At 65.6% G+C, this 23503-nt stretch carries 19 protein-coding genes and 1 other RNA gene; 4 read left to right on the top strand and 16 right to left on the bottom strand.

The genetic code is table 11. The features are described from left to right. Positions 1-230 precede the first annotated feature (230 nt). Entirely contained in the window at positions 231-1244 is a 1014-nt protein-coding gene (locus tag ACWPW1_RS10260; RefSeq protein WP_271654645.1) for a GntR family transcriptional regulator, read from the top strand. Here the strand turns inward: ACWPW1_RS10260 and ACWPW1_RS10255 are convergent. The 5 genes from ACWPW1_RS10255 to ACWPW1_RS10235 all read right to left on the bottom strand — a co-directional run bounded on the left by ACWPW1_RS10255 (position 1241) and on the right by ACWPW1_RS10235 (position 4943). Beyond that, on the bottom strand, positions 1241-1894 hold the full coding sequence (locus ACWPW1_RS10255) for an ABC transporter permease subunit (RefSeq protein ID WP_434776399.1): 654 nt from the start codon (positions 1892-1894) through the stop codon (positions 1241-1243). The two genes, ACWPW1_RS10260 and ACWPW1_RS10255, sit on opposite strands and share 4 nt — an antisense overlap. Next, positions 1887-2981, bottom strand: coding sequence for a methionine ABC transporter ATP-binding protein (locus ACWPW1_RS10250; RefSeq protein ID WP_454252891.1), 1095 nt, complete (start codon positions 2979-2981; stop codon positions 1887-1889). The genes ACWPW1_RS10255 and ACWPW1_RS10250 overlap by 8 nt, the downstream gene beginning before the upstream one ends. Beyond that, entirely contained in the window at positions 2978-3820 is an 843-nt protein-coding gene (locus tag ACWPW1_RS10245) for a MetQ/NlpA family ABC transporter substrate-binding protein (RefSeq protein WP_434776397.1), read from the bottom strand. Before ACWPW1_RS10245 ends, ACWPW1_RS10250 begins: the two co-directional genes overlap by 4 nt. Positions 3821-3880: 60 nt before the next feature. Then, positions 3881-4132, bottom strand: a complete 252-nt coding sequence (locus ACWPW1_RS10240) for a hypothetical protein (protein ID WP_454252890.1) — start codon at positions 4130-4132, stop codon at positions 3881-3883. Between the two features lie 145 nt (positions 4133-4277). Beyond that, the gene (locus ACWPW1_RS10235; protein ID WP_454252889.1) at positions 4278-4943 is read right to left on the bottom strand and encodes an alpha/beta family hydrolase; all 666 of its coding nucleotides are present in this window, start codon (positions 4941-4943) and stop codon (positions 4278-4280) included. Positions 4944-5054: 111 nt separating this feature from the next. On the opposite strand from ACWPW1_RS10235, the gene hemN reads away from it, so the two are divergent. Beyond that, a complete protein-coding gene (gene hemN / locus ACWPW1_RS10230; RefSeq protein WP_434776395.1) occupies positions 5055-6437 on the top strand; it encodes an oxygen-independent coproporphyrinogen III oxidase in 1383 nt (460 codons plus the stop codon). A 63-nt stretch (positions 6438-6500) separates the two neighbouring features. Next, positions 6501-7232 carry a fumarate/nitrate reduction transcriptional regulator Fnr gene (gene fnr / locus ACWPW1_RS10225; RefSeq protein ID WP_017639628.1) on the top strand — a complete coding sequence of 244 codons (732 nt, stop codon included), beginning with the start codon at positions 6501-6503 and terminating at the stop codon, positions 7230-7232. Between the two features lie 44 nt (positions 7233-7276). On the opposite strand, the gene ACWPW1_RS10220 is transcribed toward fnr, so the two are convergent. The 11 genes from ACWPW1_RS10220 to smc all read right to left on the bottom strand — a co-directional run bounded on the left by ACWPW1_RS10220 (position 7277) and on the right by smc (position 22291). Continuing rightward, positions 7277-9694, bottom strand: coding sequence for a TonB-dependent siderophore receptor (locus ACWPW1_RS10220; protein ID WP_454252888.1), 2418 nt, complete (start codon positions 9692-9694; stop codon positions 7277-7279). 75 nt (positions 9695-9769) lie between these two features. Continuing rightward, entirely contained in the window at positions 9770-10699 is a 930-nt protein-coding gene (locus ACWPW1_RS10215; protein ID WP_434776393.1) for a DUF4880 domain-containing protein, read from the bottom strand. Then, on the bottom strand, positions 10696-11205 hold the full coding sequence (locus tag ACWPW1_RS10210; RefSeq protein WP_271654637.1) for a sigma-70 family RNA polymerase sigma factor: 510 nt from the start codon (positions 11203-11205) through the stop codon (positions 10696-10698). The genes ACWPW1_RS10215 and ACWPW1_RS10210 overlap by 4 nt, the downstream gene beginning before the upstream one ends. Before the next feature lie 98 nt (positions 11206-11303). After that, positions 11304-11903 carry a recombination mediator RecR gene (recR, locus tag ACWPW1_RS10205; RefSeq protein ID WP_271654636.1) on the bottom strand — a complete coding sequence of 200 codons (600 nt, stop codon included), beginning with the start codon at positions 11901-11903 and terminating at the stop codon, positions 11304-11306. Between the two features lie 62 nt (positions 11904-11965). Next, complete coding sequence (locus ACWPW1_RS10200) at positions 11966-12292, bottom strand: YbaB/EbfC family nucleoid-associated protein (protein ID WP_007162246.1); 327 nt, start codon at positions 12290-12292, stop codon at positions 11966-11968. A gap of 33 nt (positions 12293-12325) precedes the next feature. Next, positions 12326-14311, bottom strand: coding sequence for a DNA polymerase III subunit gamma/tau (gene dnaX, locus ACWPW1_RS10195; RefSeq protein WP_434776392.1), 1986 nt, complete (start codon positions 14309-14311; stop codon positions 12326-12328). 178 nt (positions 14312-14489) lie between these two features. Next, positions 14490-14771, bottom strand: coding sequence for a hypothetical protein (locus tag ACWPW1_RS10190; RefSeq protein ID WP_434776391.1), 282 nt, complete (start codon positions 14769-14771; stop codon positions 14490-14492). A 191-nt stretch (positions 14772-14962) separates the two neighbouring features. Continuing rightward, an RNA gene (ffs, locus tag ACWPW1_RS10185) (signal recognition particle sRNA small type) lies at positions 14963-15059 on the bottom strand. Positions 15060-15205: 146 nt separating this feature from the next. Continuing rightward, a complete protein-coding gene (ligA, locus tag ACWPW1_RS10180) occupies positions 15206-17587 on the bottom strand; it encodes an NAD-dependent DNA ligase LigA (RefSeq protein ID WP_434776390.1) in 2382 nt (793 codons plus the stop codon). A gap of 114 nt (positions 17588-17701) precedes the next feature. Beyond that, the gene (gene zipA, locus ACWPW1_RS10175; RefSeq protein ID WP_313649755.1) at positions 17702-18601 is read right to left on the bottom strand and encodes a cell division protein ZipA; all 900 of its coding nucleotides are present in this window, start codon (positions 18599-18601) and stop codon (positions 17702-17704) included. Positions 18602-18805: 204 nt separating this feature from the next. Next, positions 18806-22291: a chromosome segregation protein SMC gene (gene smc, locus ACWPW1_RS10170; protein WP_454252887.1), complete on the bottom strand. Its 3486-nt coding sequence runs from the start codon at positions 22289-22291 to the stop codon at positions 18806-18808. A 166-nt stretch (positions 22292-22457) separates the two neighbouring features. Here smc and ACWPW1_RS10165 point away from each other — a divergent pair, with 166 nt between their 5' ends. Then, a complete protein-coding gene (locus ACWPW1_RS10165; protein WP_271654630.1) occupies positions 22458-23450 on the top strand; it encodes a sulfate ABC transporter substrate-binding protein in 993 nt (330 codons plus the stop codon). Positions 23451-23503 lie beyond the last annotated feature (53 nt).

The following is a 23503-nucleotide window of genomic DNA, read 5'->3' as shown; positions in this document are numbered from 1 at the left end:
GTGCCAGCTTTAGCAATAGAACGCAGCCCGCTCGCAAACAGGGGCAATAGAGGCCATCTGAACCTGCCCAAACCCCAAGCCATTAAAATGTACTTAAATTAAATAGATCCATTTTTGTGCAGAACCGTAACGCCTGCCCCGTTACCGTGCGTGTACCTGAACCCACCGGTAACGCGCGAAAGGCCGTGGGCCTGTGCCACAATTCTCATCTCGTTTCCGGAAGGTCCCCGATGTCGGCAGCAGTCCCCGCCCCCCTCGATGACAGTCGTACCGCCGCGCGCTACGCGATGATCCGCAGTGCACTGCGCGAAGCCATCCTGGCCGGCCGTGCGGCGCCGGGGCTGGTGCTGGTCGAGGCGCCGCTGGCGCAGCTGTTCGGTACCAGCCGGGTACCGGTGCGCCAGGCGCTAACGCTGCTGCAGGAGGAAGGCCTGATTCGCCGCTTCGAGGGGCGCGGCTACCTGATCGATCCGGTCGGTACCGCGGGCCAGCCGCAGCGTCAGCCGCTGACGCGGCAGTTGCTCGGCCTGGACAGCAGCGACGAATTGATCGATACGCGCTCCCTGGGCGAGCGGGTCGGCGACGAAATCGCCGCCTGCGTCAGCCACGCCATGCTCTTCGGCCATTTCCGGCTGGACGAGCAGCCGGCTGCCGACCACCTGGGCGTCAGTCGCGCCGTGGTCCGCGAAGCCCTGATGCGCCTGCGCGATCGCGGCCTGGTGGAAAAGGAGCCCTATGGCCAGTGGCTGGCCGGCCCCCTCACCGCCCAGGCCATCCGCGACGACTACGAGATCCGCGCGCTTCTGGAACCCGAGGCGCTGTTGCAGACCGCGCCGGGGCTGGCGCGCAGCGAACTGCTGGATATGCTCGAACGGCTCGAGCAACTGGCCGACCAGCCCGCCCCCACTTCCTGGGCGGCGGTGGAGCGCATCGAGGCGGATCTGCATGGGCGCTGCCTGGCCGGTCTGCGCAATCGCAAGCTGGCCCAACTCATCGCTCACAGCCAGAGTCCGCTGAATGTGTCACGCATCTTCCACCAGTCGCTCGGCACCCCGCTGGACGAGGCGGTGCTGGTGGAGCATCGCCTGGTGCTGGAATCCCTGCTGGTGGGCAGTCCCGATGCGGCGGCCAGCCAGTTGCGCAACCACCTCCTGCGCGGCCGCGACCGCACCCTGCAGCGGCTCAAGGTACTGTCGGTGCTGCCCGACCCAGAACTGCCGTCCTATCTGGAGCGCCTCAGCTAACGCGCCCGCAGGTGCCGCACGTAGCGGTCGCCGATGAACTGGATACCGCACACCAGCACCACCAGGATGGCGATCACCACGGCCATCACCTGGGTGTCGTAGCGCTGGTAGCCGTAGCGGATGGCCAGGTCGCCCAACCCGCCCGCGCCGATGGCGCCGGCCATGGCCGAGGCGCCGATCATGGCTACCAGGGTCACGGTGAAGCCACCGATGATGCCGGGCAGCGCCTCGGGCAACAGCACGTTGAAGACGATGTGGCGCCGCTCGCAGCCCAGCGCCTGGGCCGCCTCGATCACCCCACCGCCGACTTCGCGCAGGCTTACCTCGGCGATACGGGCGAAGAACGGCGTGGCGCTGAGGGTGATCGGCACCACCGCCGCCCAGACACCAATGGTGGTACCGGTGATCAGCCGCGTCAGCGGGATCAGGGCCACCAGCAGGATGATGAAGGGTGTGGCACGAAAGGCGTTGACCACCGTGCCCAGCATCCGGTTGAGGGTGGGCGCGGCGAAGATGGCGCCGCGCCCGGTGGTGACCAGCACCACCGCCAGGGCGATGCCGGCGAACCAGACAATGGCCGCGGACACGCTGACCATGGTCAGGGTATCGAGGAAGGCCTTCCACAGCGCCTTGAGCATGAACTCAGACATAGCCCAGTACCTTCGCGCGGGCGAACAGCCCAGGTTGCCCAAGAAAGGCGGCCAAACGCCGCTCGTGCGCTGTCGTGGCTACCAGCAAGCGGCCCAGGGCTCGCCCCTGGATGCGATCGATACCGCCATGCAGCAATTCCAGCGGCGCGCCAAGCGCCTGGCCCAGCGCCTGGAAATCGGGCTCCTCACCCTGGCCGTCGTAGCTCAATTCGAGCACTGTCCGCGCACCAGGTTGGCGGCTGGCACTCAGCCGATTGGCGAGATCCGCTGGCAACTGTGCGGAGAGCGGCGCCAGCAGTGCACGGGTGGCCTCCGCCTGAGGCGCGCCAAAGAGTTGCCACACCGGTCCCTGCTCGACGATGCGGCCGTGCTCCAGTACCACCACCCGGTCGCAGATCTGGCGGATCACCGCCATCTCGTGGGTGATGAGCACGATGGTCAGGCCCAGGCGCCGATTGATGTCCTGCAGCAATGCCAGGATCGACTGGGTGGTCTCCGGGTCCAGCGCCGAGGTAGCCTCGTCGCAGAGCAGCAGCTCGGGCTTGAGCATCAGGGCACGGGCGATGCCCACCCGCTGCTTCTGGCCGCCGGACAGACGGGATGGATAGACCTGCTCCTTGCCTTGCAGGCCCACCAGTTCCAGCAATTCCCGGGCCCGGGCCTCGATCTCGTCGCGGCGAAAGCCAGCGGCCTTGAGCGGCAGCGCCAGGTTCTCCAGCACCGTCTGCGAGGCCAGCAGATTGAAGTGCTGGAAGATCATGCCGATGCTTCGCCGCAGCGCCACCAGCCGGTCGCCCTTCAGGGCGCCTATGTCGACGCCGTCGACCAGCACCTGGCCGGCGCTGACATCCTCCAAACGGTTGAGGGTGCGGATCAGGCTGGACTTACCCGCGCCGCTGCGGCCGATGATGCCGAAGATCTCGCCACGGGCGATGGACAGATCGATGTCCGCCAGGGCCGTGACGGGCACCGCGCCGCCGGTGTAGACCTTCTGCACCCCGGTCAGACGCAGATGCTCCTGTGCGGCCAGGCGCTCGGGTTCGGCAAGAATCTGCGGTGCTGGAGAGTGACGCAGTGCACTGGTCATCGCGAGGCCTCCTGCCGGTTCAGCCAGGCCAGGCTGTAGAGCTGCGGATTGCCATAGGCCTTGGCGATGGCCTCGCGCACCCGCGGATCGTTCTGGAACACCTGGATGAAGGTGCGGATCGCCGGGTCGGCGGCCCTGTCCGGCCTGGTCACGAACCTCAGGGCGTAGCGGTGACCGCTGGCTTCGTCGTCACTGAACAGCAGGGCACTGTTGGGATCCGTGGTGCCCGCGGCGAGGATATGCGAGGGATAGCTCTGCGCCAGGGTCACATCGTCCAGCACCCGCGCCAGTTGCGGCCCGGGCAACTCGATGAATTTGAGGTGCCGGGGATTGGCGACGATGTCCTGCAGGCTCGCCTTGGGCCCGGCATCTGGCCCAAGCTGGATCAGGCCAGCGCGGGCATAGAGGTGCAGCCCGCGCCCCTGGTTGACCGGGTCGTCGGCCACCGCCACGGTGGCGCCGTCCGGCACCTCGGCAAAGCTTTTCACGCGCTTGGAATAGAGGCCGACCTTGTTTTCCACGCCATAGGCGATGGGCACCAGGCCATAGCCGTTCTGGGCGTTGGCGTTGTCCAGGAACGGCTGGTGTTGGAAGTAATTGACGTCGATGTCGCCGTGAGCGAGCGCCAGATTCGGCGTGTTCCAGTCACTGAAGGCGACGATCTCCACCTCCACGCCCTTTTCCCGCACCACCTCGGCGGCGCGCTCCAGGGCAGCGTTCTGCGGACTGTCGTTGATGCCGAGACGAATCTTCTGCAGCTCGGCGGCCTGGACGGACAGCACCAGGGTCGTGCTCGCCAGGAGCAGCCCGAGGCGCTGAAAAATCGAAGGAATAGCCATGGGAGACCTCGAGATGTCGAGGGCTCGTCCGGTGGTCCGGTGGAACCCGTAGGGAAAGGATCAATCGCCCTGTTGATCGGGCGTGTTGGCATAGAAGGCGGTGGCCTTGTGCTCGACGATCAGCGTGCCGACCTCCACCCGCGTCGCGCAAAGCGCCTTACATGACAGGGTGGGAATTGCTCGGGGGCCGACGCCAAGATCGACGCACAGCGCCGCTGCTGCGCCTCGCTGCGGACCAACGCAGGCTGCCTGACGGTGACGTGGAAAGCCTGGAACGAGCGAGTAATGGATGGGCGAAGAGACATGATGCAAGGCTCAACCATGAGGTTGGCTTATAGCCTACCTAGGCGATTAGCCACTTTTGAAATAAGAATGGGGCATATGCATAGGTCGAGGCATCCGCAGGATGCCCCGACTGCGCCGACAAGCGCTGCAACGCTGGCAGCGCGTCCCTGATCTATTGGGGCGTCGTCTGCATAGCCGCAGCGCGCACGAAGCCCGCCACCCGCGCCGCCGTGTCCACCAGCACCTGGGCCTGATTCAGGCCACTGCGCTTGAGTGGCTTGAGATCATGGTCCGCGGTGGCGATCCACTGCACCTCGATGCTTGGCGCCAGGGCATAGTCCGCCACTTCCTCCCGCGACCCCAGGGCATCCCGCTCGCCCTGGACGATCAGTGTCGGCGTGGCCAGGGTCGCCAGGTGCTCGGTGCGCAACCGGTCGGGCTTGCCCGCCGGGTGGAAGGGATAGCCCAGGCAGATGAGGCCCGCCGCGCCCAGCTCGTCGGCCAGCAGACTGGCCATCCGCCCGCCCATGGACTTGCCCGCCAGCCATAGTGGACCGCTTTCTGCCATGCGCCAGGTGGCGACCATCTCCCGCCAGTGCTCCAGCAGGACCGGCGCCGGATTGGGTGGGCGCCGCCTGCCCTCGGCGCGCGCCCGCGCCATGTAGGGAAAGTCGAATCTCAGGGTGCGGATCTCGCGCCGGGCCAGCTTCTCGGCCAGCTGTTGCAGGAAGGGGCTGTCCATCCCCGCCCCTGCCCCATGGGCCAGCAACAGGGTCGCCAAGGGACTGCCGGCGGGGCGGCATTCGCGAAAACCTCCGAGGTACAACTCGTCTGCCATGGGCTACTCCTCGTCAAACGCCAGAGCTTAACCCGGCCTTTATTGATCTGGATCAATAAAGCCAGGAGCCTGCCCCTCACACTGGGCGCCTCGAAACCATTGGAGCCCGGCATGACAGCCGCCCTCGTCTGGGACGCCGACCTCATCGCCCGCTACGATCGCGCCGGCCCCCGCTACACCTCCTACCCCACCGCCGTGCAATTCCACGACGGCATCGGCCCCTTCGACCTGCTCGGCGCCCTGCGCCTGAGCCGCCAGGCCGGACGCCCCCTGTCGCTCTACCTGCACGTGCCCTTCTGCGCCAACATCTGCTACTACTGCGCCTGCAACAAGGTCATCACCAAGGACCGCAGCCGCAGCGCCGCCTACCTGGAGGCCCTGCGCCAGGAGATGATTCTCACCAGTCGGCACCTGGACGGTGGGCAGCGGGTGGAACAGCTGCACCTTGGCGGCGGCACCCCGACCTTTCTCAATCCCATGCAGCTGCGCGAGCTGATGGCTGACCTGCGCCGCCACTTCACCCTGGCCGACGACGACCGCGGCGACTACTCCATCGAGATCGACCCGCGCGAAGCCGACTGGAGCACCATGGGCCTGCTCCGCGAGCTGGGCTTCAACCGCGTCAGCTTTGGCGTCCAGGACCTGGACCTGCAGGTGCAGCTGGCGGTCAATCGCCTGCAGCCCTTCGACGACACCCGCACCCTGGTGGAGGCCGCTCGCGCCCTCGACTACCGCTCCATCAACCTGGACCTCATCTACGGCCTGCCGCGGCAAACCCCGGCCAGCTTCGCCCACACCGTGGAGCGGGTGCTGGAGCTGCAACCGCATCGCCTGTCGGTGTTCAACTACGCCCACCTGCCACAGCGCTTTCCGCCGCAGCGACGCATCGAAGTCAGCGAGCTGCCGGACCCCGCGGCCAAGCTGGAGATGCTGCAGCGCACGGTGGAACAGCTGCTGGCCGCCGGCTATCGCTACATCGGCATGGACCACTTCGCCCTGCCCGACGATGACCTGGCCATCGCCCAGGAAGACGGCACCCTGCAGCGCAATTTCCAGGGTTACACCACCCACGGTCACTGCGACCTGCTGGGCCTGGGCGTCTCCGCCATCAGCCAGATCGGCGATGTCCTCTGCCAGAATACGCCCGACCTCGCCCGCTACCAGGAACGCCTGGGCCAGGGCGACCTGGCGGTGGCCCGCGGCGTGCGACGGTCGCGGGATGACCGCATTCGCGGCGCGGTGATCGGCCAGCTGATCTGCCACTTCCAGCTGGATTTCGCCGCCATCGAACGCAGTTGCGAACTGGATTTTCGCCAGTACTTCGCGGACGCCTGGCCGCAGCTACTGGCCATGGCCGCCGACGGCCTGATCCGCCTCGACGAGCGCGGCCTCCAGGTGTTGCCCCCTGGCCGCCTGCTGATACGCGCCCTGTGCATGCTGTTCGACCGCTACCTGTCGGGCCACGACAACCAGCGCTTTTCCCGGGTGATATGACCCATGCCTGCCATGACTGCTAAAGTTAGACTTTTGGAACCAGACGAGAAGCGATCCTCCGCCATGACCGAGCCCCTCAAGCTGCGCACCGCCCAGGCCCATTGCAAGGATTGCAGCCTCGCCTCGCTGTGCCTGCCGCTCTCGCTCGACCTGAAGGACCTCGACGCCCTCGACCAGATCGTCAAGCGCGGCCGGCCGCTGGCCAAGGGCGACCACCTGTTCCGCCAGGGCGATACCTTCGGCTCGGTCTATGCGGTGCGCTCCGGCGCCCTGCGCACCAGCAGCCTGAGCGATGCCGGGGAGGAGCAGATCACCGGCTTCCACCTGCCCAGCGAACTGGTCGGGCTATCGGGCATGGACACCGAGCGCTATCCGGTCTCGGCCCGGGCGCTGGAGACCACGACCGTCTGCGAGATCCCCTTCGAGCGCCTGGACGAGCTCTCCGAGCAGCTGCCGCAACTGCGCCGGCAATTGCTGCGGGTGATGAGCCGGGAGATCCGCGACGATCAGCAGATGATGGTGCTCCTGTCCAAGAAGAGCGCCGACGAGCGCATCGCCACCTTCCTGGTCAATCTCTCGGCGCGCTTCCATGCCCGTGGCTTTTCCGCCCAGCAATTCCGCCTGAGCATGTCGCGCAACGAGATCGGCAACTTTCTCGGCCTGGCGGTGGAGACCGTATCGCGGGTCTTCACCCGCTTCCAGCAGAGCGGCGTGCTGGCGGCCGAAGGCAAGGAGGTACGCATCCTCGACTCCGCCCGCCTCTGCGCACTCGCGGGCGGCCAGCTGGAAGGCTGACGACTTGCGCCTGCCGCTCAGCCAGCGGTAGGCGCTCTCCCCCTCTAGAAGCTGTAGCTGACCGTCGCGGTCACGTTGCGCTCTTCTCCGAAGTAGCAGAAGTCCAGGCTGTAGCAGGACGCCACATAGTCCTTGCCCATCAGGTTGTTGGCATTGACCCGCGCCGTGAGCCCTGGCATCCCCAGCCGGGTGAAGTCATAGGCGAGCATGGCATCCACCAGGGTATAGGCCGGTACCTTGCGGGTGTTGGCCTTGTCCGCCCAGCTGGTGCCCACATAGCGCGCCCCGGCGCCGACGCTGAACCCCGCCAGCGGTCCGATCAGCTCGTACTCACCCCACAGCGACGCCTGGTGGCGTGGCGCCTGGTTCGGGGTGTTGCCCTGGTTGCCATCCAGCGCCTGGGTGTACTCAATGTCGGTGAAGGTGTAGCTGCCCAGCAGCTTGAGGCGCTCGGCCAGCTGCAGATGGCCTTCCAGCTCCAGGCCACGGGAACGGATCTCGCCGACCGAGGAATAGAAGTCTTCCTGCGGCAGCTTGGTCGCCACGTTTTCCTGGGTGATATGGAACAGCGAGGCGGTGTAGAAGCCGGTGCTGCCCGGCGGCTGGTACTTCAGGCCCAGCTCCCACTGCTTGCCCTCGGTGGGCTCCAGGGGATTGCCCGCCGCGTCGTTGTAGGCATTGGGATTGAAGGACGTGGAATAGCTCAGGTAGGGCGCCAGCCCGTTGTCGAACAGATAGAGTGCCCCGGCCCGCCCGCTGGCCTGGCCGCGGCGGGCGCTGCTGCGCGTACCCGCCAGACGATCCTCGATGCCGATCTCCACCCAGTCCTGGCGTAGACCCAGGGAAAAGCGCCAGCGATCCAGCTCGATGAGATCCTGCAGGTAGACGCCGGTCTGCGCCAGCTCGCGGCGGTATTCGGTGCCGGGTGAGATGGTCACCTGACCGCCGTAGCTGGGCTCGAAGGCGTCCAGCGGATCCGCCGTGCCACTGGGCCAATCCACATGGGTCCAGCGACGCTGGTAGTCCAGCCCGGCGAGCAGGGTGTGCCGGCTGCCGGCCCAGTCGAAGTCCGCCTGGACCAGATTGTCCAGGGTATAGGCATGCAGGTTCTCGCGGCCGCCGGAGTAGTAGCGATTGAGCAGGTTGCTGTCGCCAACATAGCCGTAGCCATAGACCTGCTCCAGCTCAACCCGCGACTTGGCATAGCGGAAGTTCTGCCGCGCACTCCAGACGTCATTGAACCTGTGCTCGAATTGATAGCCGACCATCTGCTGGGTGCGCTCGAACTTGTCGTGGTCCGGCTCGCCGTCGAAGAAATGGTTGCTGATGTAGCGACCGTTGCGCCGATAGAGACTGCCCTCGGCCGGTACCCCGCTGTGGTAGCCCCCGTCCGGGTCCTTTTGCAGATAGGCCTGCAGGGTCAGGGTGGTGTCGTCGCTCAGGTCGATGGCTAGGCTGGGCGCCAGGGCATAGCGCTCTTCTTCCACGTGGTTGAACTGGGTATCGCTGTGCTGGGCGAGGCCCACCAGGCGATAGGCGATACGCCCCTCCTCGTCCAGCGGCCCGCCGAAATCGAAGCCGGCGCCGCGCTGGCCGAGATTGCCCAGCATGGCCTGGACTTGGTGATAGGGCTGGTACAGCGGCTTCTTGCTGGTGAGCGCCACCAGCCCGCCTGGCAGGCTACGGCCATAGAGCACCGAGGCCGGCCCCTTCACCACGTCGATGCGTTCGAGAAAATAGGGATCGACCTGCAGCGAGCTGAAGGTGCCGCTGTCGCCCATGGTCTTGAGGCCGTCGAGAAAGACATTGTCGACGCTGTTGTCGGCGAAGCCGCGCATCACCACATAGTCATAGCGATTGGACGCGCCGATCTGGCCGGTGAAGATGCCCGGGGTGTACCTCATGGCCTGCTGCACGGTCTTGGCGCCCTGCTCATCGATCTGCTCGCGGGTCACCACCGAGACCGACTGGGAGGTTTCCAGCAGCCCCTTGCTGGTCTTGGTGGCCACGTTGCTATGGGTCGCCAGGTAGCCATCGGTCTCGCCCAGGGCATTGCCCAGGGCGAAGCCGGTCACCGTGGTGTCGCTCAGGGAAGTCACGCCGGTCGCGGCCACCGACTCCAGGCGATAGCTGCCATCGGCCTGGCGCACCGCCTGCAGGCCGCTGCCCTGGAGGATCTGCTGGAAGCCCTCGCCTGGTGTGTAGCGACCCTGCAGCCCCGGACTACGCCGCCCCTCAAGACCTTGGGCTGGTGCCGAGAGCAGTACGCCACTCTGGGCGGCGAAGGTGCTGACCACGGTGGCCAGGCTGCCTGCCTCGATACGGTACTCCTGAGCTGGGGGTGCGGCCTGGGCCAGGCCCAACGGCGCGACCAGACCGGTAATCCCCAGCGGTACGGCCAGCGCCAGGACACGTGCCGCACGACGCAGAGGGTGAAGGGTAAAGCAGGGTGGGCAATGCATGGAGGCCTCGAATAACAGATCGTTTCCCCTAAGCCCCACGAGCGCGCAAAAGGGGAACCACCCGCCGCATTTTTTTTAGGCGGGCACGAGCTGCACCCACCAGGGCAGGCGCCGCTCCACCCGCACCGGGAGGCTATCGGCCAGGGCTGCCAGGGCGCGATCGGTGTCGCCCAGTGGATAGCTGCCTACCACGCGCAGTCCGGCGACCGTGGCGGTGCAGGTCAGCAGCCCCGGGCGATAACGCCCGAGTTCCTCTACCAAGGCCTGCAAAGACCAGTCGTCCACCACCAGCCGCCCCTGGCGCCAGAGCTGACGACCCGGATCGACGTGACCCAGCGGCCGCACCCCGTTCACGATCATCAGGGCGCGAGCCCCTTCAGCCAGGACCTGAGGGGGTGCCTGTAGTGGCAACAGCTGGAGGATGCCGCTATAGGCTGCGACCTCCAGCCCGTCCTCGCGCGCTCGGACCGCGCAACAGCCCGGGCCAAAACGCACCTGACCGACCGCCGTATCCAATTGCAGGAGCGCCGCCCCGCGCCGACTTTCCAACAGCACCTCGCCGCGCAATAGCCTCCAGCGGTTTGAAGTCTCCCGCGCCAGCTGGCTGTCGGTGTTGAGCCAGCCCCGCACCCCAGTGGCGAGGTCGAAGGCACGGATCTCACCGACTGCCGTGCTCAGATCGGCACCCTGCCCTAGCCGCCAGTCGTCCGGGCGATTCCAGCCCAGTGCCAGGCCACCCAGGGCCAGGCCCAACACCTTGAGCGCACGGCGCCGCCCCAGCGTCTCGCGCCGCGCCAGTGCCAGGCGTCCTGAAACCGGCAAACCCGCGAAGCGGGCGCTGATTTCCTCCACCCGTGCCCAAGCGACGGCGTGGCGAGTGTCCGCCTGGAGCCAACACTCCCAGGCGCGCTCGGTGGCGGGATCCACCTCGTCGGCAGCCAGCTCGGCAAACCAGAGCGCCGCCTCTTCCAGCGGTTCACCGCGGCCAGGGTTCAGGGCACTCAAGAGACCAGTTCCAGGCAGTGGAGCATGGCCTGCGCCATGTACTTCTTGACCATCCGCTCCGACACGCCCAGACGCTGGGCGATGACGGCATAGGTTAGGCCTTCGAGCTGCGCCAGCAGAAAGGCCTGGCGCACGCGACTGGGCAGGCGATCGAGTAGCGCATCGAGCTCGGTGAGGGTTTCCAGGATCAGCGCCTGGGCTTCCGGCGAAGGCTGTACCTCCTCGGGTCGCGTGGCCAGGGCCTCCAGATAGGCGCGCTCCAGCGCCTGGCGGCGCCAATGATTGGCCAGCAATCCCTGGGCAACGGTAGCCAGAAAGGCGCGTGGTTCACGCAGGCGTTCCAGCTCGGTTTCTCGCGCCAGCAGCCGGACGAAGGTGTCCTGGGCCAGGTCGGCCGCCTGCCCCAGGCAACCCAGCCGCCGCTGCAGGCGCTCGCGCAGCCAGCCGTGGTGGTCCAGGTAGAGGGTCCGGATTTGTCCGTGCCGGTCGGACTCGAGCGTCTGCATCACCATCCTCGGAAGCAGCTGACTTCCGATAATGATAATGCTTCTCGATCACAAGATACAGAGCTGTCATCCTTTCAGGGTGACGGGATAGTACGGCGCTAGAGCGAGATCGGCTTGCGCCCAGCGAAGGCGTGGGTCAGGGTTCCGCCGTCGACCAGATCCAGCTCGCCGCCCAGGGGCACGCCATGGGCGATCCGGGAGATGGTCAGGCCCTTGGGCGCCAGCAGCTGGGCGATGTAGTAGGCAGTCGCCTCGCCTTCCACCGTGGGGTTGGTGGCGATGATCATTTCCTGGAAGCCGCCCTCGCTGACGCGCCGTTCGAGTTCGGGCACGCCGATAGCGTCCGGACCCAGACCGTCGATGGGCGACAGGTGCCCCTTGAGCACGAAGTAGCGCCCGCGATAGCCGGTCTGCTCCACGGCGAAGACGTCCATGGGGCCCTCGACCACGCACAGCAGGCTGTCGTCACGCCGGGTATCGCTGCAAAAGCCGCAGATCTCGCTTTCGCTCAGGGTACGGCACTGGCGGCAGTAGCCTACCCCTTCCATGGCCGCGCTGAGGGCACTGGCCAGGCGCAGGCCGCCCTGGCGTTCGCGTTCGAGCAGTTGCAGGGCCATGCGCTGGGCAGACTTCTGGCCAACACCGGGCAGGACCCGGAGCGCATCGATCAATTGGCGGATCAGGGGACTGAAGCTCATGGACTACCGTATTGGAAGGCGGGAGAAACGGGTGTCCAGCGGACACCCGGAGCTGGAACGTCTTAGAAAGGCATCTTGAAGCCGGGCGGCAGCTGCATCCCGGAGGTCATGCCGGACATCTTGTCCTGGCTGTTCTGCTCGATCTTGCGCACCGCGTCATTCACCGCGGCGGCGATCAGGTCTTCGAGGATTTCCTTGTCTTCCTGCATCAGGCTGTCGTCCAGGCTGACGCGCTTGACGTCGTGCCGGCCGGTCATGACGACGCTGACCAGCCCGGCGCCGGATTGACCGGTCACTTCGGCGTTCGCCAGCTCTTCCTGCATCTTCTGCATCTTTTCCTGCATCTGCTGGGCCTGCTTCATCAGGCCGGCCATGCCACCTTTCATCATGTCTGCTACCTCGAACTATGAATGGAAAACCGGTCAGGCTTGGGTGTCGACCGGCTCGATGGTACCCGCGCGCACCGTGGCGGCGAACTGTTGCATCATCTGGCGGATGAGCGGGTCATCCTGGATTGACTGCTCCGCCAGCCGCTGCCGCTCCGCCCGGCGCCTGGCGGCGGCCTGGGCGGGCGTCTCCTGCTCGGGGGTCTGGATGGTGACCTCGAGCGTGATTGTACGTCCCTGCTGCTGGTTCAGCGCATCGTTGAGCCGGCGCTGCTGGTTGGCGTTGAACAGGGCGCTCTGCGCCGGATCCAGGTGCAGATGCCAGCGATCGTCGTCCACTGCCACCAGGGTGCAGTTGGCCGCGATGCTGGCGGTCAGACCGCCCAGCTTGAGATCGGGGAACAGCGCCTGCCAATCGGCCGCGAGGCCCGTGGCCGGCTGCACCGCAGGCGCTGGAGCCGCGGCTACCTCGTCGACCGCCGGTTCGCCAAGGCTGTCGAGATAGTCGTCCAGCCCTACTTCGTAGTAATCCTCGGCTGGCGGCGGCTCTTCGTCACCGTCCAGATCGTCACCGGAGGTGTCCGCCGGCAACTCGGCGATCACCGTCGCCGCAGGGGTCGTCTCGACCCGGGGCGTGGCGGGTGCGCTGGGCGTCGCCTGGGGCGCTGGCGTAACGGGCCGCGCCACCGGAGCCGGCGCCTTTGCCGCCTCGACTACTGGTTGCGCAGGTTCCTCCCAGGGAAGATCGACCGGCGACTCTTTAGGGGTGGTATTACCCGAAGATGGCGATGCCTGTTTCAGCGCGGGTGCCGTTTGAGGCGAGGCTGCAGGCGCTGCCGGCGTCGGGACCGCTGCGGCCACCGGACGGGGATTGGAGTCAGCCGTGGCCGGGCTGGCTCCCGTCGTCTTTAAGGCCGGTCGCTCGGGGATGGCCGCACCCGCCGGCCGGAAGGCCAGCATGCGCAGCAGGACCATCTCGAAGCCGTGCCGCGGGTCCGGCGCCAGCGGCAGATCGCGCCGGCCAACCAGACCCAACTGGTAATAATATTGGACGTCTTCCGCCGGCAGCGTCTGCGCCAGGGTCAACACCCGCTCGCGATCGCCCTGGCCATTGTCCACCGCATCGGGCAACACCTGGGCGATGGCCACGCGGTGCAGCACATTGAGCAGCTCGGCCAGAACACCGCCCCAGTCGGGACCCTGCTCGGCCAGATGGCGGACTGCGTCCAGCACGGCGCGCCCATCCCCTTCCAGCAGGGCCTGGAGCACGTCGTAGACCTGGCCATGGTCGAGGGTGCCGAGCATGGCGCGCACGTCGGCAGCCAATACCTTGCCCTCGCCAAAGGCGATCGCCTGGTCGGTCAGGCTCATGGCATCGCGCATGGAGCCATCGGCCGCGCGCCCCAGCAGCCAGAGGGCGTCGTCCTCGAAGGGAATGCTTTCCGCGGCAAGTACGTGCTGAAGATGGGCAACGACCCGCTCCGGCGGCATGTTCTTCAGCGAGAACTGCAGGCAGCGCGAGAGGATGGTGACCGGCAGCTTTTGCGGATCGGTAGTAGCGAGCAGGAACTTGACGTGGGGCGGCGGCTCTTCCAGCGTCTTGAGCAGAGCATTGAAGCTATGGGTGGAGAGCATGTGCACCTCGTCGATGAGGTACACCTTGTAGCGACCACGGGACGGCGCGTACTGCACGTTCTCCAGCAGCTCGCGGGTGTCTTCCACCTTGGTACGGCTGGCGGCATCCACCTCGATCAGATCGACGAAACGGCCTTCGTCGATCTCGCGGCATACCGAGCAGCTACCACAGGGCGTCGAGCTGATCCCGGTCTCGCAATTCAGGCACTTGGCCAGGATCCGCGCGATGGTGGTCTTGCCCACCCCGCGGGTTCCGGTGAAGAGATAGGCGTGGTGCAGCCGCTCGTTATCCAGCGCGTTGATCAGCGCCTTGAGCACATGGGTCTGGCCGACCATTTCGCGGAACGACCGCGGGCGCCATTTGCGCGCAAGAACCTGGTAACTCATCGAGACCTGATCAGGAGAAGACGTGGGGGGAGCACATGCTAACGAAGAGGGGCCACGAATGCATCCCGTGGCGTGGCACCAAGGCGATGCCACGAGGACTTCGGCTACCTCGTTAGATGGAGGTACCCAGGCGGATTTTCAAGCGATCAGGAGGAGAAATGGCGCCGGAAAGATCGTCTCAGGCACGCAGGCAGCGCTCTTCGCCGTCTGCGAGGACCACACTGGAGACATAGGCCGCGAGCGCATCCAGCTGGCCACGTAGCCGGGTAACGGTAGCGTTCAGCTTGAAGGGGTTGTTCGCCTCCTCATTGGTCAGGTTGATCCTGATCAGCAGGAGCGGCTCTTGAGGATGAAAGATCTGCGCCACCAGGGTAGCGGGAGAATCGCGCCGGCAATCGACACGATAGGGTTGCAAGCCATAGCTAAGGGCGCGTCCTGCGCTTTCGAGTCCGTTCTTCACGAGGGATCCTTGGACATTCGTCCAGTATTGATATTCATCGCTCATGATGGCACGGAGCCATGATCCAAAACAGTGCATTTCGTCACTTAAACCCTGTGAAGGGGTTAGCGCATTGAAAAGGATCGAAACAGGAGAGGAGTAGCGCGGAGGGAAAAGCAGAAGGAAAAAACGAGGGGCAGAAATGGAGGTGGCCCCGCCAGCCACACCCCGGCACACGACATCACCGCTGCGGCTGCTCCCTTCCGGGCCTGACCGGGTTCACGGTTGATCGTTGCGGGGGGACCGACAGAGCCACCATAACGCCTCACCCTGAGGTGAGGTGCGTCATTCTACGCGGTTGGGGCGAAGTTGCAAGTCTTACAAGGACTTAGCTGCAAGGTAACACGGGAGATCGAAGGCTCGAGGCCGTCTACCCGCCCTGCCCCGCAGCGACGCTACCGCCCGTGGGCGGCGAGGATCTGCAGGAAAGCCGCCTCATCCAATACCTTCACCCCGAGCTCCGTGGCCTTGGTCAATTTGGAGCCCGCCCCCGGGCCGGCGACCACCACGGCGGTCTTGGCCGACACCGAACCCGAGACCTTGGCCCCCAGGGCTTCCAGGCGCTCCTTGGCTTCATCGCGACTCATGGCCTCCAGTGTCCCGGTGAGCACCCAGGTCTGACCGGCGAAGGGCAATCCCTGCACAACCTGGCGCGTGCTCTCCCAATGCATGCCGAAGGCCTTGAGCTGTGCCTCGATGGCCAGTGCCTTGGCCACCTTGTCCGCCTCGGCGAAGTATTCGCGCAGTCCCTGCTTGGCCCGCTCGTTGAGTCCCGCGAGCGTCTTGAAGGTCAGCCAGTCCTGGGAGCCCTCGATCAGCGTGGCCAGGCTGGGAAAGGCCGTGGCGAGGGTTTTGGCGCCGGTCTTGCCCAGATAGGGAATATGCAATTGGTCGAGGAAATCGGCGAAGCTGGCATAGCCGGAGAACTCGGCGTGGACCTCAGCCTCGTCGGCCAGCTCGATACCATTGGCCAGCAGCGCTTCCAGGACGTCACGGTTGTGCGTGGACTGGAAGAAGTTGTGGATCTCGAAGGCCACTTCAGGCCCGATATCGGGCAGATAGATCAGCACCTCGGGCAGCGCCTCGCGAATGCGCTGCAGACTGCCCAGAGCGCGCGCCAGGCGTTTGGCCGTCTCCTCACCCACCTCGGGAATCCCCAGGGCGAAGATGAAGCGGGCCAGCGCCGGTTTGCGACTGGCTTCGATGGCGGCCAGCAGGTTGCGACTGGAAAGCTCGGCGAAGCCTTCGAGCTCGACGACCTGCTCGTAGGTCAGGGTGTACAGGTCGGCCGGCGACTTCACCAGCTCCCGGTCTACCAGTTGCTCGACGATGCGATCGCCCAGGCCGTCGATGTCCATGGCCCGTCGCGAGGCGAAATGAATGATCGCCTGCTTGAGCTGGGCCTGGCAGGCCAGGCGCCCCACGCAGCGATAGACCGCGCCCTCGCTCACCGACTCCTTGCCCTTGCCGCGCTTGATCAGCTGGGTGCGCTCCACCGCAGAACCGCATACCGGGCAATGGGTGGGGATCTCCACCGGCCGGGCATCCGCTGGCCGCCGCTCCGGTACCACCTGCATGATCTGCGGGATGACGTCCCCGGCGCGGCGCACGATCACGCTATCGCCGATCATCACCCCGAGGCGGGCGATCTCATCCATGTTGTGCAGGGTGGCGTTGGTCACGGTGACGCCCGCCACCTGTACCGGCTTGAGACGGGCGACCGGGGTGATGGCCCCGGTGCGCCCCACCTGGAATTCGACATTGAGCAGCTCGGTCAGCTCTTCGCGAGCGGGAAACTTGTGCGCGAGCGCCCAGCGCGGCTCGCGCGCGCGAAAACCCAACTCACCCTGCCAGTCGAGACGGTTGACCTTGTAGACCACACCGTCGATCTCATAGGCCAGGGCATCCCGCCGCTGGCCGATATCCTGATAGTAGGCGCGGCAACCTTCCGCGCCCTGCACCTTGCGCAGCTCCCGACTGATGGGAATACCCCATTCCCGGAGCCGCTGCAGGATGTCGTACTGGGTTTCCGGCAGCGCACCGCCCTCGACGCGACCAAAGCCATAGGCGCAGAACTCCAACGGACGTTGGGCGGTGATGCGCGAATCCAGCTGGCGCAGACTACCGGCCGCGGCGTTACGCGGATTGGCGAAGGTCTTGCCGCCGCTCTCCATGGCCCGGGCATTGAGTGCCTCGAAGCCAGTGCGGGACATGAATACTTCGCCGCGCACCTCCAGCACCGCCGGCCAGCCTTCGCCCTGCAAGCGCAGCGGAATATTGCGGATGGTGCGGACATTGGCGGTGATGTCTTCGCCGGTGGTGCCATCGCCACGGGTAGCGCCCCGGGTCAGTACGCCCTTTTCGTACAGCAGGCTGACGGCCAGGCCGTCGAGCTTGGGTTCACAGGTATATTCCACCCCAGAATCCGGTCCGGCGAAGTCGGTCTCGCCGAATTCCTCGCGCAGGCGCTTGCCGACGCTGCGGTCGAAGTCCTGCAGATTCTCGTCGGCGAAGGCATTGCCCAGGCTGAGCATGGGCACCTCGTGACGGATGGTGCCGAAGGCCGCCAGCGCCGAACCGCTGACCCTCTGGGTGGGCGAGTCGGGCGTCACCAGTTCGGGATGCTCGGCCTCCAGGGCCTTGAGCTCGCCGAACAGCCGGTCGTACTCGGCATCGGGCACGCTCGGCTCGTCCAGCACGTAATACCGGTAGTTGTGGGCGTCGATCTCGCTGCGCAGGGCGGCGATCCGGGTGACGGCATCTTGGGCGTCGGTCATGGCGGTCTCTCACTGTCGCCACCCAGGGGTGGCCCTGGCGCCACCAGCGGCGCCGCTACAAAGATTACAAACAAAAAGAGCAGCCGAGGCTGCTCTTGGTTCGCTCCGGCGCGATCAACGCTTGAGCATCAGGCTCTTGCGTTCGAAGTCGACGATGCGCTGACGATAGTGCTCGATGGTCTGAGCGGTCATGACGCTGCGCTGCTCGTCCTTCAACTCGCCATTGAGTTCCGACGAGAGCTTGCGCGCCGCAGCGACCATCAGGTCGAAGGCCTGCTTGGGATGGCGAGGACCGGGCAGGCCCAGGAAGAAGCTCACCGCGGGGGTGTGGAAGTCGTCGATGGCGTCCAGGTCGAAGGTACCTGGACGTACGGCATTGGCCATGGAGAACAGCACCTCGCCATTGCCGGACATGCTCTCGTGACGATGGAAGATGTCCATGTCACCGAATCTCAATCCGCTTTCGAGGATGTTCTGCAGCAGGGCCGGACCGGAGAAGCCCTTCTCGTCCCGGGAAATGACGTTGATCACCAGCACCTCGTCCACCGGTGCCATGGCGGCCTGGTTGCTGCCGCTGCTGACGGGCTCGCTGACCGGCTCGCGCTCGGGCGCCTTGGTGCTCAGCGGTCTTTCCTTGCGCGGCTTGTCCCGACCGCGGGTCACCACTTCATCGGAATCGGCCGCTAGGCCCGCGAGGCTTTCATCGCTGGCGGACAGGTCGAAGTTGTCGGCACTGGGTTCTTCACGACGCTCTTCGCGACGCTTGCGCTGGGTGGAGCGTGGCGGCGTCGGCTCGCCCGGGTCGTCCAACGACGGCTCCTTGGGCTCTACCACCCGCGTCGGACCAACGATTTCCGGATCCTCGTCCTCGTTTTCCGGATGATTGCTCAGCGACTGGTCAAGCTTGAACTTGAGCTTGCCCTTGCCGCTCATGCGACGCCAACCATCGAACAGAATACCGGCGATGACGATGACGCCGATGATGATCAGCCACTCGCGCAGACCCATATCCATGAAAAAGACATACCCCTGTAAAATAATGGACCGACATCCGTCGGGAAACTTTGGAAAGTCGACGCCTGCGAGGCCTTTCCAAAACGTCCGAAACCTACGCCAAGTCAGTGTTCTTCTTAGCTTTTTCTACTTACCGCTACCGCGGCCATAAGCTAGCACGACTACTGACAACTTTACACCGCCATGCCGCGAGGCTGTGGGTCACTAGGCATCGACCATGGCCACCGCCTCTTCCACGTCCACCGCCACCAGCCGTGAACAGCCCGGCTCGTGCATGGTAACGCCCAATAGCTGATCGGCCATTTCCATGGCGATCTTGTTGTGCGTGATGTAAATGAACTGCACCTTCTCCGACATGCTCTTGACCAAGCGGGCATAACGACCGACGTTGGCGTCATCCAGAGGGGCATCCACTTCATCGAGCATGCAGAACGGCGCCGGATTCAGCTGAAAGATGGCAAAGACCAGGGCCAGAGCCGTCAGCGCCTTCTCGCCACCCGACAACAAATGGATGGTGCTGTTCTTCTTGCCCGGCGGACGCGCCATGATCGCAACCCCGGTATCGAGTAAATCTTCCCCGGTAAGTTCCAGGTAGGCACTGCCGCCACCGAAAACTTTTGGGAACAATGCCTGCAGGCCGTGATTGATCTGGTCGAAGGTATCCTTGAAGCGATTTCGAGTTTCCCGATCGATCTTGCGGATGACACTTTCCAGGGTCTCCAACGCTTCCACCAGGTCGGCGTTCTGGGCGTCCAGATAGGTCTTGCGCTCGGCCTGCTGCTGATATTCGTCGATGGCCGCCAGGTTGATCGGTCCAAGCCGGGCGATCCGCGCCGCGACGGCTTCCAGGTGCTCCTCCCAGGCTGCCTCGCTGGCCTCCTCCGGCAGATTCGCGATCACCGTCGGCAGGTCATAGCCATCGGCTGCCAACTGCTCGGCGAAGCCGCTGCGGCGGGTCGCCAATCCCTGCCACTCCAGGCGGTGCTGCTCCAACTGGCCGCGCAGCAGCGTGGCCTGTTGCTCCGCCTGCAGACGCCGCCGCTCGAAATCGCGCAGTTCCCGATCGGCATCTTCCAGCGCCAGCCGCGCGGTACGCATCTCATCGTCCACCTGAAGGCGTCGTTCGAGCAGCTCTTCCAGGCGCAGGCGTAACTCGTCGAGGGGCTCACCGCCCTCCTCCAAATTCAGACTGAGCTGCTCGCAGCGCTCACCGAGCCGTGCGGTCTGCAGCTCCAGACGCTCCAGCGCCTGAAGCGTGGACTGACGCTGCGCCCTCAGGGTAGTCAGGCGCACCGTGAGTTGATGCAGTTGCTCCTGGGCCTGCCGCTGTCGCTGCCGCGCCGACTCCACCGCCTGCCGGTGGCGGTCGCGCTGCTCCTGGAGCTGGGCCCGCTGTTCGGTATCCACGGCCATGGCATCGAGAGCGTCCTGCAGGCGCAGCCGGCACTCACCCAATTCTTCCTGCTCACGCGCCAGTTGCTGCTCGACATCGTTGAGATCGGCTTCCAGCTGCCGTCGACGAATGCTCAGCTGCTCAGCGCGTGCCTGCTGGGCAGACAGCTGGGCGCGAGACTCGGCCAGACGCTGCTGCTCCTGCTGCTGGCGCCGTCGCGCATCTTCGCGCTCGCCCTCCAGCCGCTGCTGGGCCGCGCGACGATCCTCCAGGCGCTCCTCCTGCAGCACGAGCGCTTCGCTGAGCTCCAGGCGACGGGCCTGCAGTTCTTCCAGTTCACGACCGCGCGCCAGCACACTGCCCTCGGCGGCCTGGGCACGCCGCACGCGCAGGAAGTGCCGGGAGATCCAATAGCCTTCCGGGGTGATCAGGCTCTGCCCCGGCGCGAGAGCAGCCCGCCGCGCCAGGGCCTCGTCGTAGCCGCTCGCAACCAGCACCTGCCCCAGCCAGGGCGACAGGTCGCGCGGCGCCTGCACTTTTTCCAGCAGACTGCCCAGCGCGGCGGGCACCGGACCGGGCGATGCCAGGCTCAGGGAGCCGCTGGCGAAGGTGTCGACCCGTAGCGGCGTGAGGTCATCCAGGCAGACCGCCTGCAGATCGCTGCCCAGCACGGTTTCCACTGCCAGCTCCCAACCGGGAGTGACCTGCACGTCGTCCGCCAGCTGCGGCGCCTGGGTGAGACCCTCGGCCTCGAGCCACTGGGCAGCACCGGTATCGGGCGCCAGGGCGGCCTGCTGCAGAGCCTCCAGCGAGGCGATACGGCCTTCGAGCCGCTGCAATTCGCCCTGGCGCTGACTCTGTTCGCCCGCCAGCACCAGCAATTCATCTCGCAGCTGTTGCAGGCCATCGGCGACCTGCAACTCCTGTTCAGCCAGGCCCTCCAACAGCAATTCGTCTTCGGCGATCTGCTCTTCCAGCATGACCAGGCGCTCGGATGGGCCGTCCTCACCCAGCAGGGTGCGCTCGTCGCGTAGCCGGCGCTGCCGGTCCATGCCGCGCTCCAGACCCTGCTCCAGCGAGCGGATGCGCGCCTGCTGCACGTCCGCCTCCCGTTGCGGCTCGACACTCGCCGCACTGAGGGCCTCCCAGCGCTGCTGCCAGTCCGCCAGGGCCAGCTCCGCCTCTTCCAGCGCGGCGCTGCCCTCCTCGCCCAACTCACGTGCCGCCTCTTCCTCGGGCTCGAGCATCGCCAGCTCTTCTTCGAAGGTGGCGAGCAGCACCCGGTCGTGCTCGAGGTGGGATTCGGCTTCGCTACGGGCTTGCTCGGCTTCGCGCAGGTCGTCCTGCAGCTGGCGCTGGCGCTGCTGACCGTGCTGGATGGTCTGCTCCAGGCGGGCGATGTCGCCACCCAGGGAGTAGAAGCGGCCCTGCACCAGGTTGAAGGCCTCGCTCAGCTCATGATGGCCATCGCGCAGCCGTTCGATGCCAGCGTCTGCCTGGCGTTGCTCGGCGATCAGGGCTTCGAGGGCGGTTTCCTGGTCGCGGATCACCTTTTCGCGCTGCTCGACGCAGTTATCCAGCTCGCGCCAGCGCACCGCCTGCAACTGCGCCTTGAGCTGCCGCTCTTCCTGCTTGAAGGCCTGGAAGCGCTCGGCCGACTGCGCCTGGCGATGCAGCCGCTCCAGCTGACGCTCCAGCTCTTCGCGCAGGTCGGTCAGGCGGGCGAGATTCTCCTGGGTGCGACGGATGCGATTCTCGGTCTCGCGACGCCGCTCCTTGTACTTGGAGATACCCGCCGCCTCTTCGATGTAGTGCCGCAGATCCTCCGGACGCGCCTCGATCAGCTTGGAGATCATCCCCTGCTCGATGATCGAATAGCTGCGCGGCCCCAGGCCGGTACCGAGAAAGATGTCGGTGATATCGCGGCGGCGGCACTTGGTGCCGTTGAGGAAATAGGTGTTCTGGCCTTCGCGGGTCACCCGGCGGCGAATGGAGATCTCCGCATAGCTGGCGTACTCGCCCACCAGGGTATGGTCGGAATTGTCGAAGATCAGCTCGATGGAAGCCTGGGATACGGGTTTGCGGCTGTTGGAACCGTTGAAAATGACGTCCGTCATCGACTCGCCGCGCAGGTTCTTGGCCGAGCTCTCGCCCATCACCCAGCGCACGGCGTCGATGATGTTCGACTTGCCGCAACCGTTGGGGCCGACCACCGCTGCCATGTTGCTCGGGAAATTCACCGTCGTCGGATCGACGAAGGATTTGAATCCCGCCAGCTTGATCGACCTCAACCGCATATCAGGAGCCCTTGTTCACCGCGCCGTGCCCAACCGCAGGCGAAAGGGCGAAAGTCTACCACCGGCGGCCCTGCCTGCCGTCGCCGCATTAGCTTATTTCCAGCCGTTCTGCCTGCCGCCGGGGTGACAGGCTATAGTCCTGCATCCCTATCCGCAGGACGCCCCCATGAAGACCCTTCGCTTGACCCTGCTCGCGGCTTTGGCTGCCAGCACCCAGGCCCTCGCCGCCCCACCGCTGCTCAACGTCTCCTATGACGTGATGCGGGACTTCTACAAGGATTACAACCCGGCCTTCCAGGCGCATTGGAAAGCCGAGCACGGCGACACTCCGGTGATCCAGATGTCCCACGGCGGCTCCAGCAAGCAGGCTCGCGCGGTCATCGATGGCTTGCAGGCCGACGTCATCACCATGAACCAGGCCACCGACATCCAGGCGCTGGCCGACCGCGGCCTGGTGCCCAAGGACTGGGAAACCCGCCTACCCGATCGCAGCGCGCCCTTCACCTCGGCCACGGTACTCATCGTGCGCCAGGGCAACCCCAAGGGTATCCACGACTGGTCCGACCTGCTCAAGGACGGCGTTGAAGTGATCGTGCCCAATCCCAAGACCTCCGGAAACGGTCGCTACACCTACCTTTCCGCCTGGACCTACGCCTTGCGCCAGCCGGGCGGGGATGAGCAGAAGGCCCGCGCCTTTGTCGCCGACCTGTTCAAGCATGTGCCCATCCTGGATACCGGCGGCCGCGCCGCTACCACCACCTTCATGAAGAATCAGCAGGGCGATGTCCTGGTGACCTTCGAGAACGAAGCCGAGATGATCGCCCGGGAATTCGGTCGTGGCGGCTTCGAAGTGGTCTACCCGAGCATCTCGGTGCAGGCCGAGCCACCGGTGAGCGTGGTCGACAGCGTCGTCGACAAGAAAGGTACCCGCGCCGAGGCCGAGGATTACCTCAAATATCTCTGGTCCGACGAAGGCCAGAAGATCGCCGCGCAAAACTTCCTGCGCCCTCGCAATACCCAGATCCTGGCGCAGTACGCCGACCGCTTTCCCACGCTCGAGCTGGTGGATGCGCAAAAGGAATTCGGCCCCTGGAGCGGCATCCAGAAGACCCACTTCGCCGATGGCGGTGTTTTCGACCAGATCTATACGCCCCAGTAAGCCTGCCTCGCCCGGCCCAGTGCCGGGCGCCTGGAGCAGCCAAAAAACGCACA

This window comes from Pseudomonas sp. Marseille-Q7302, from assembly GCF_965111925.1.
The sequence above is the reverse complement of the archived record's forward strand: the minus strand, read 5'-3'. Positions and strand labels throughout refer to the sequence as shown.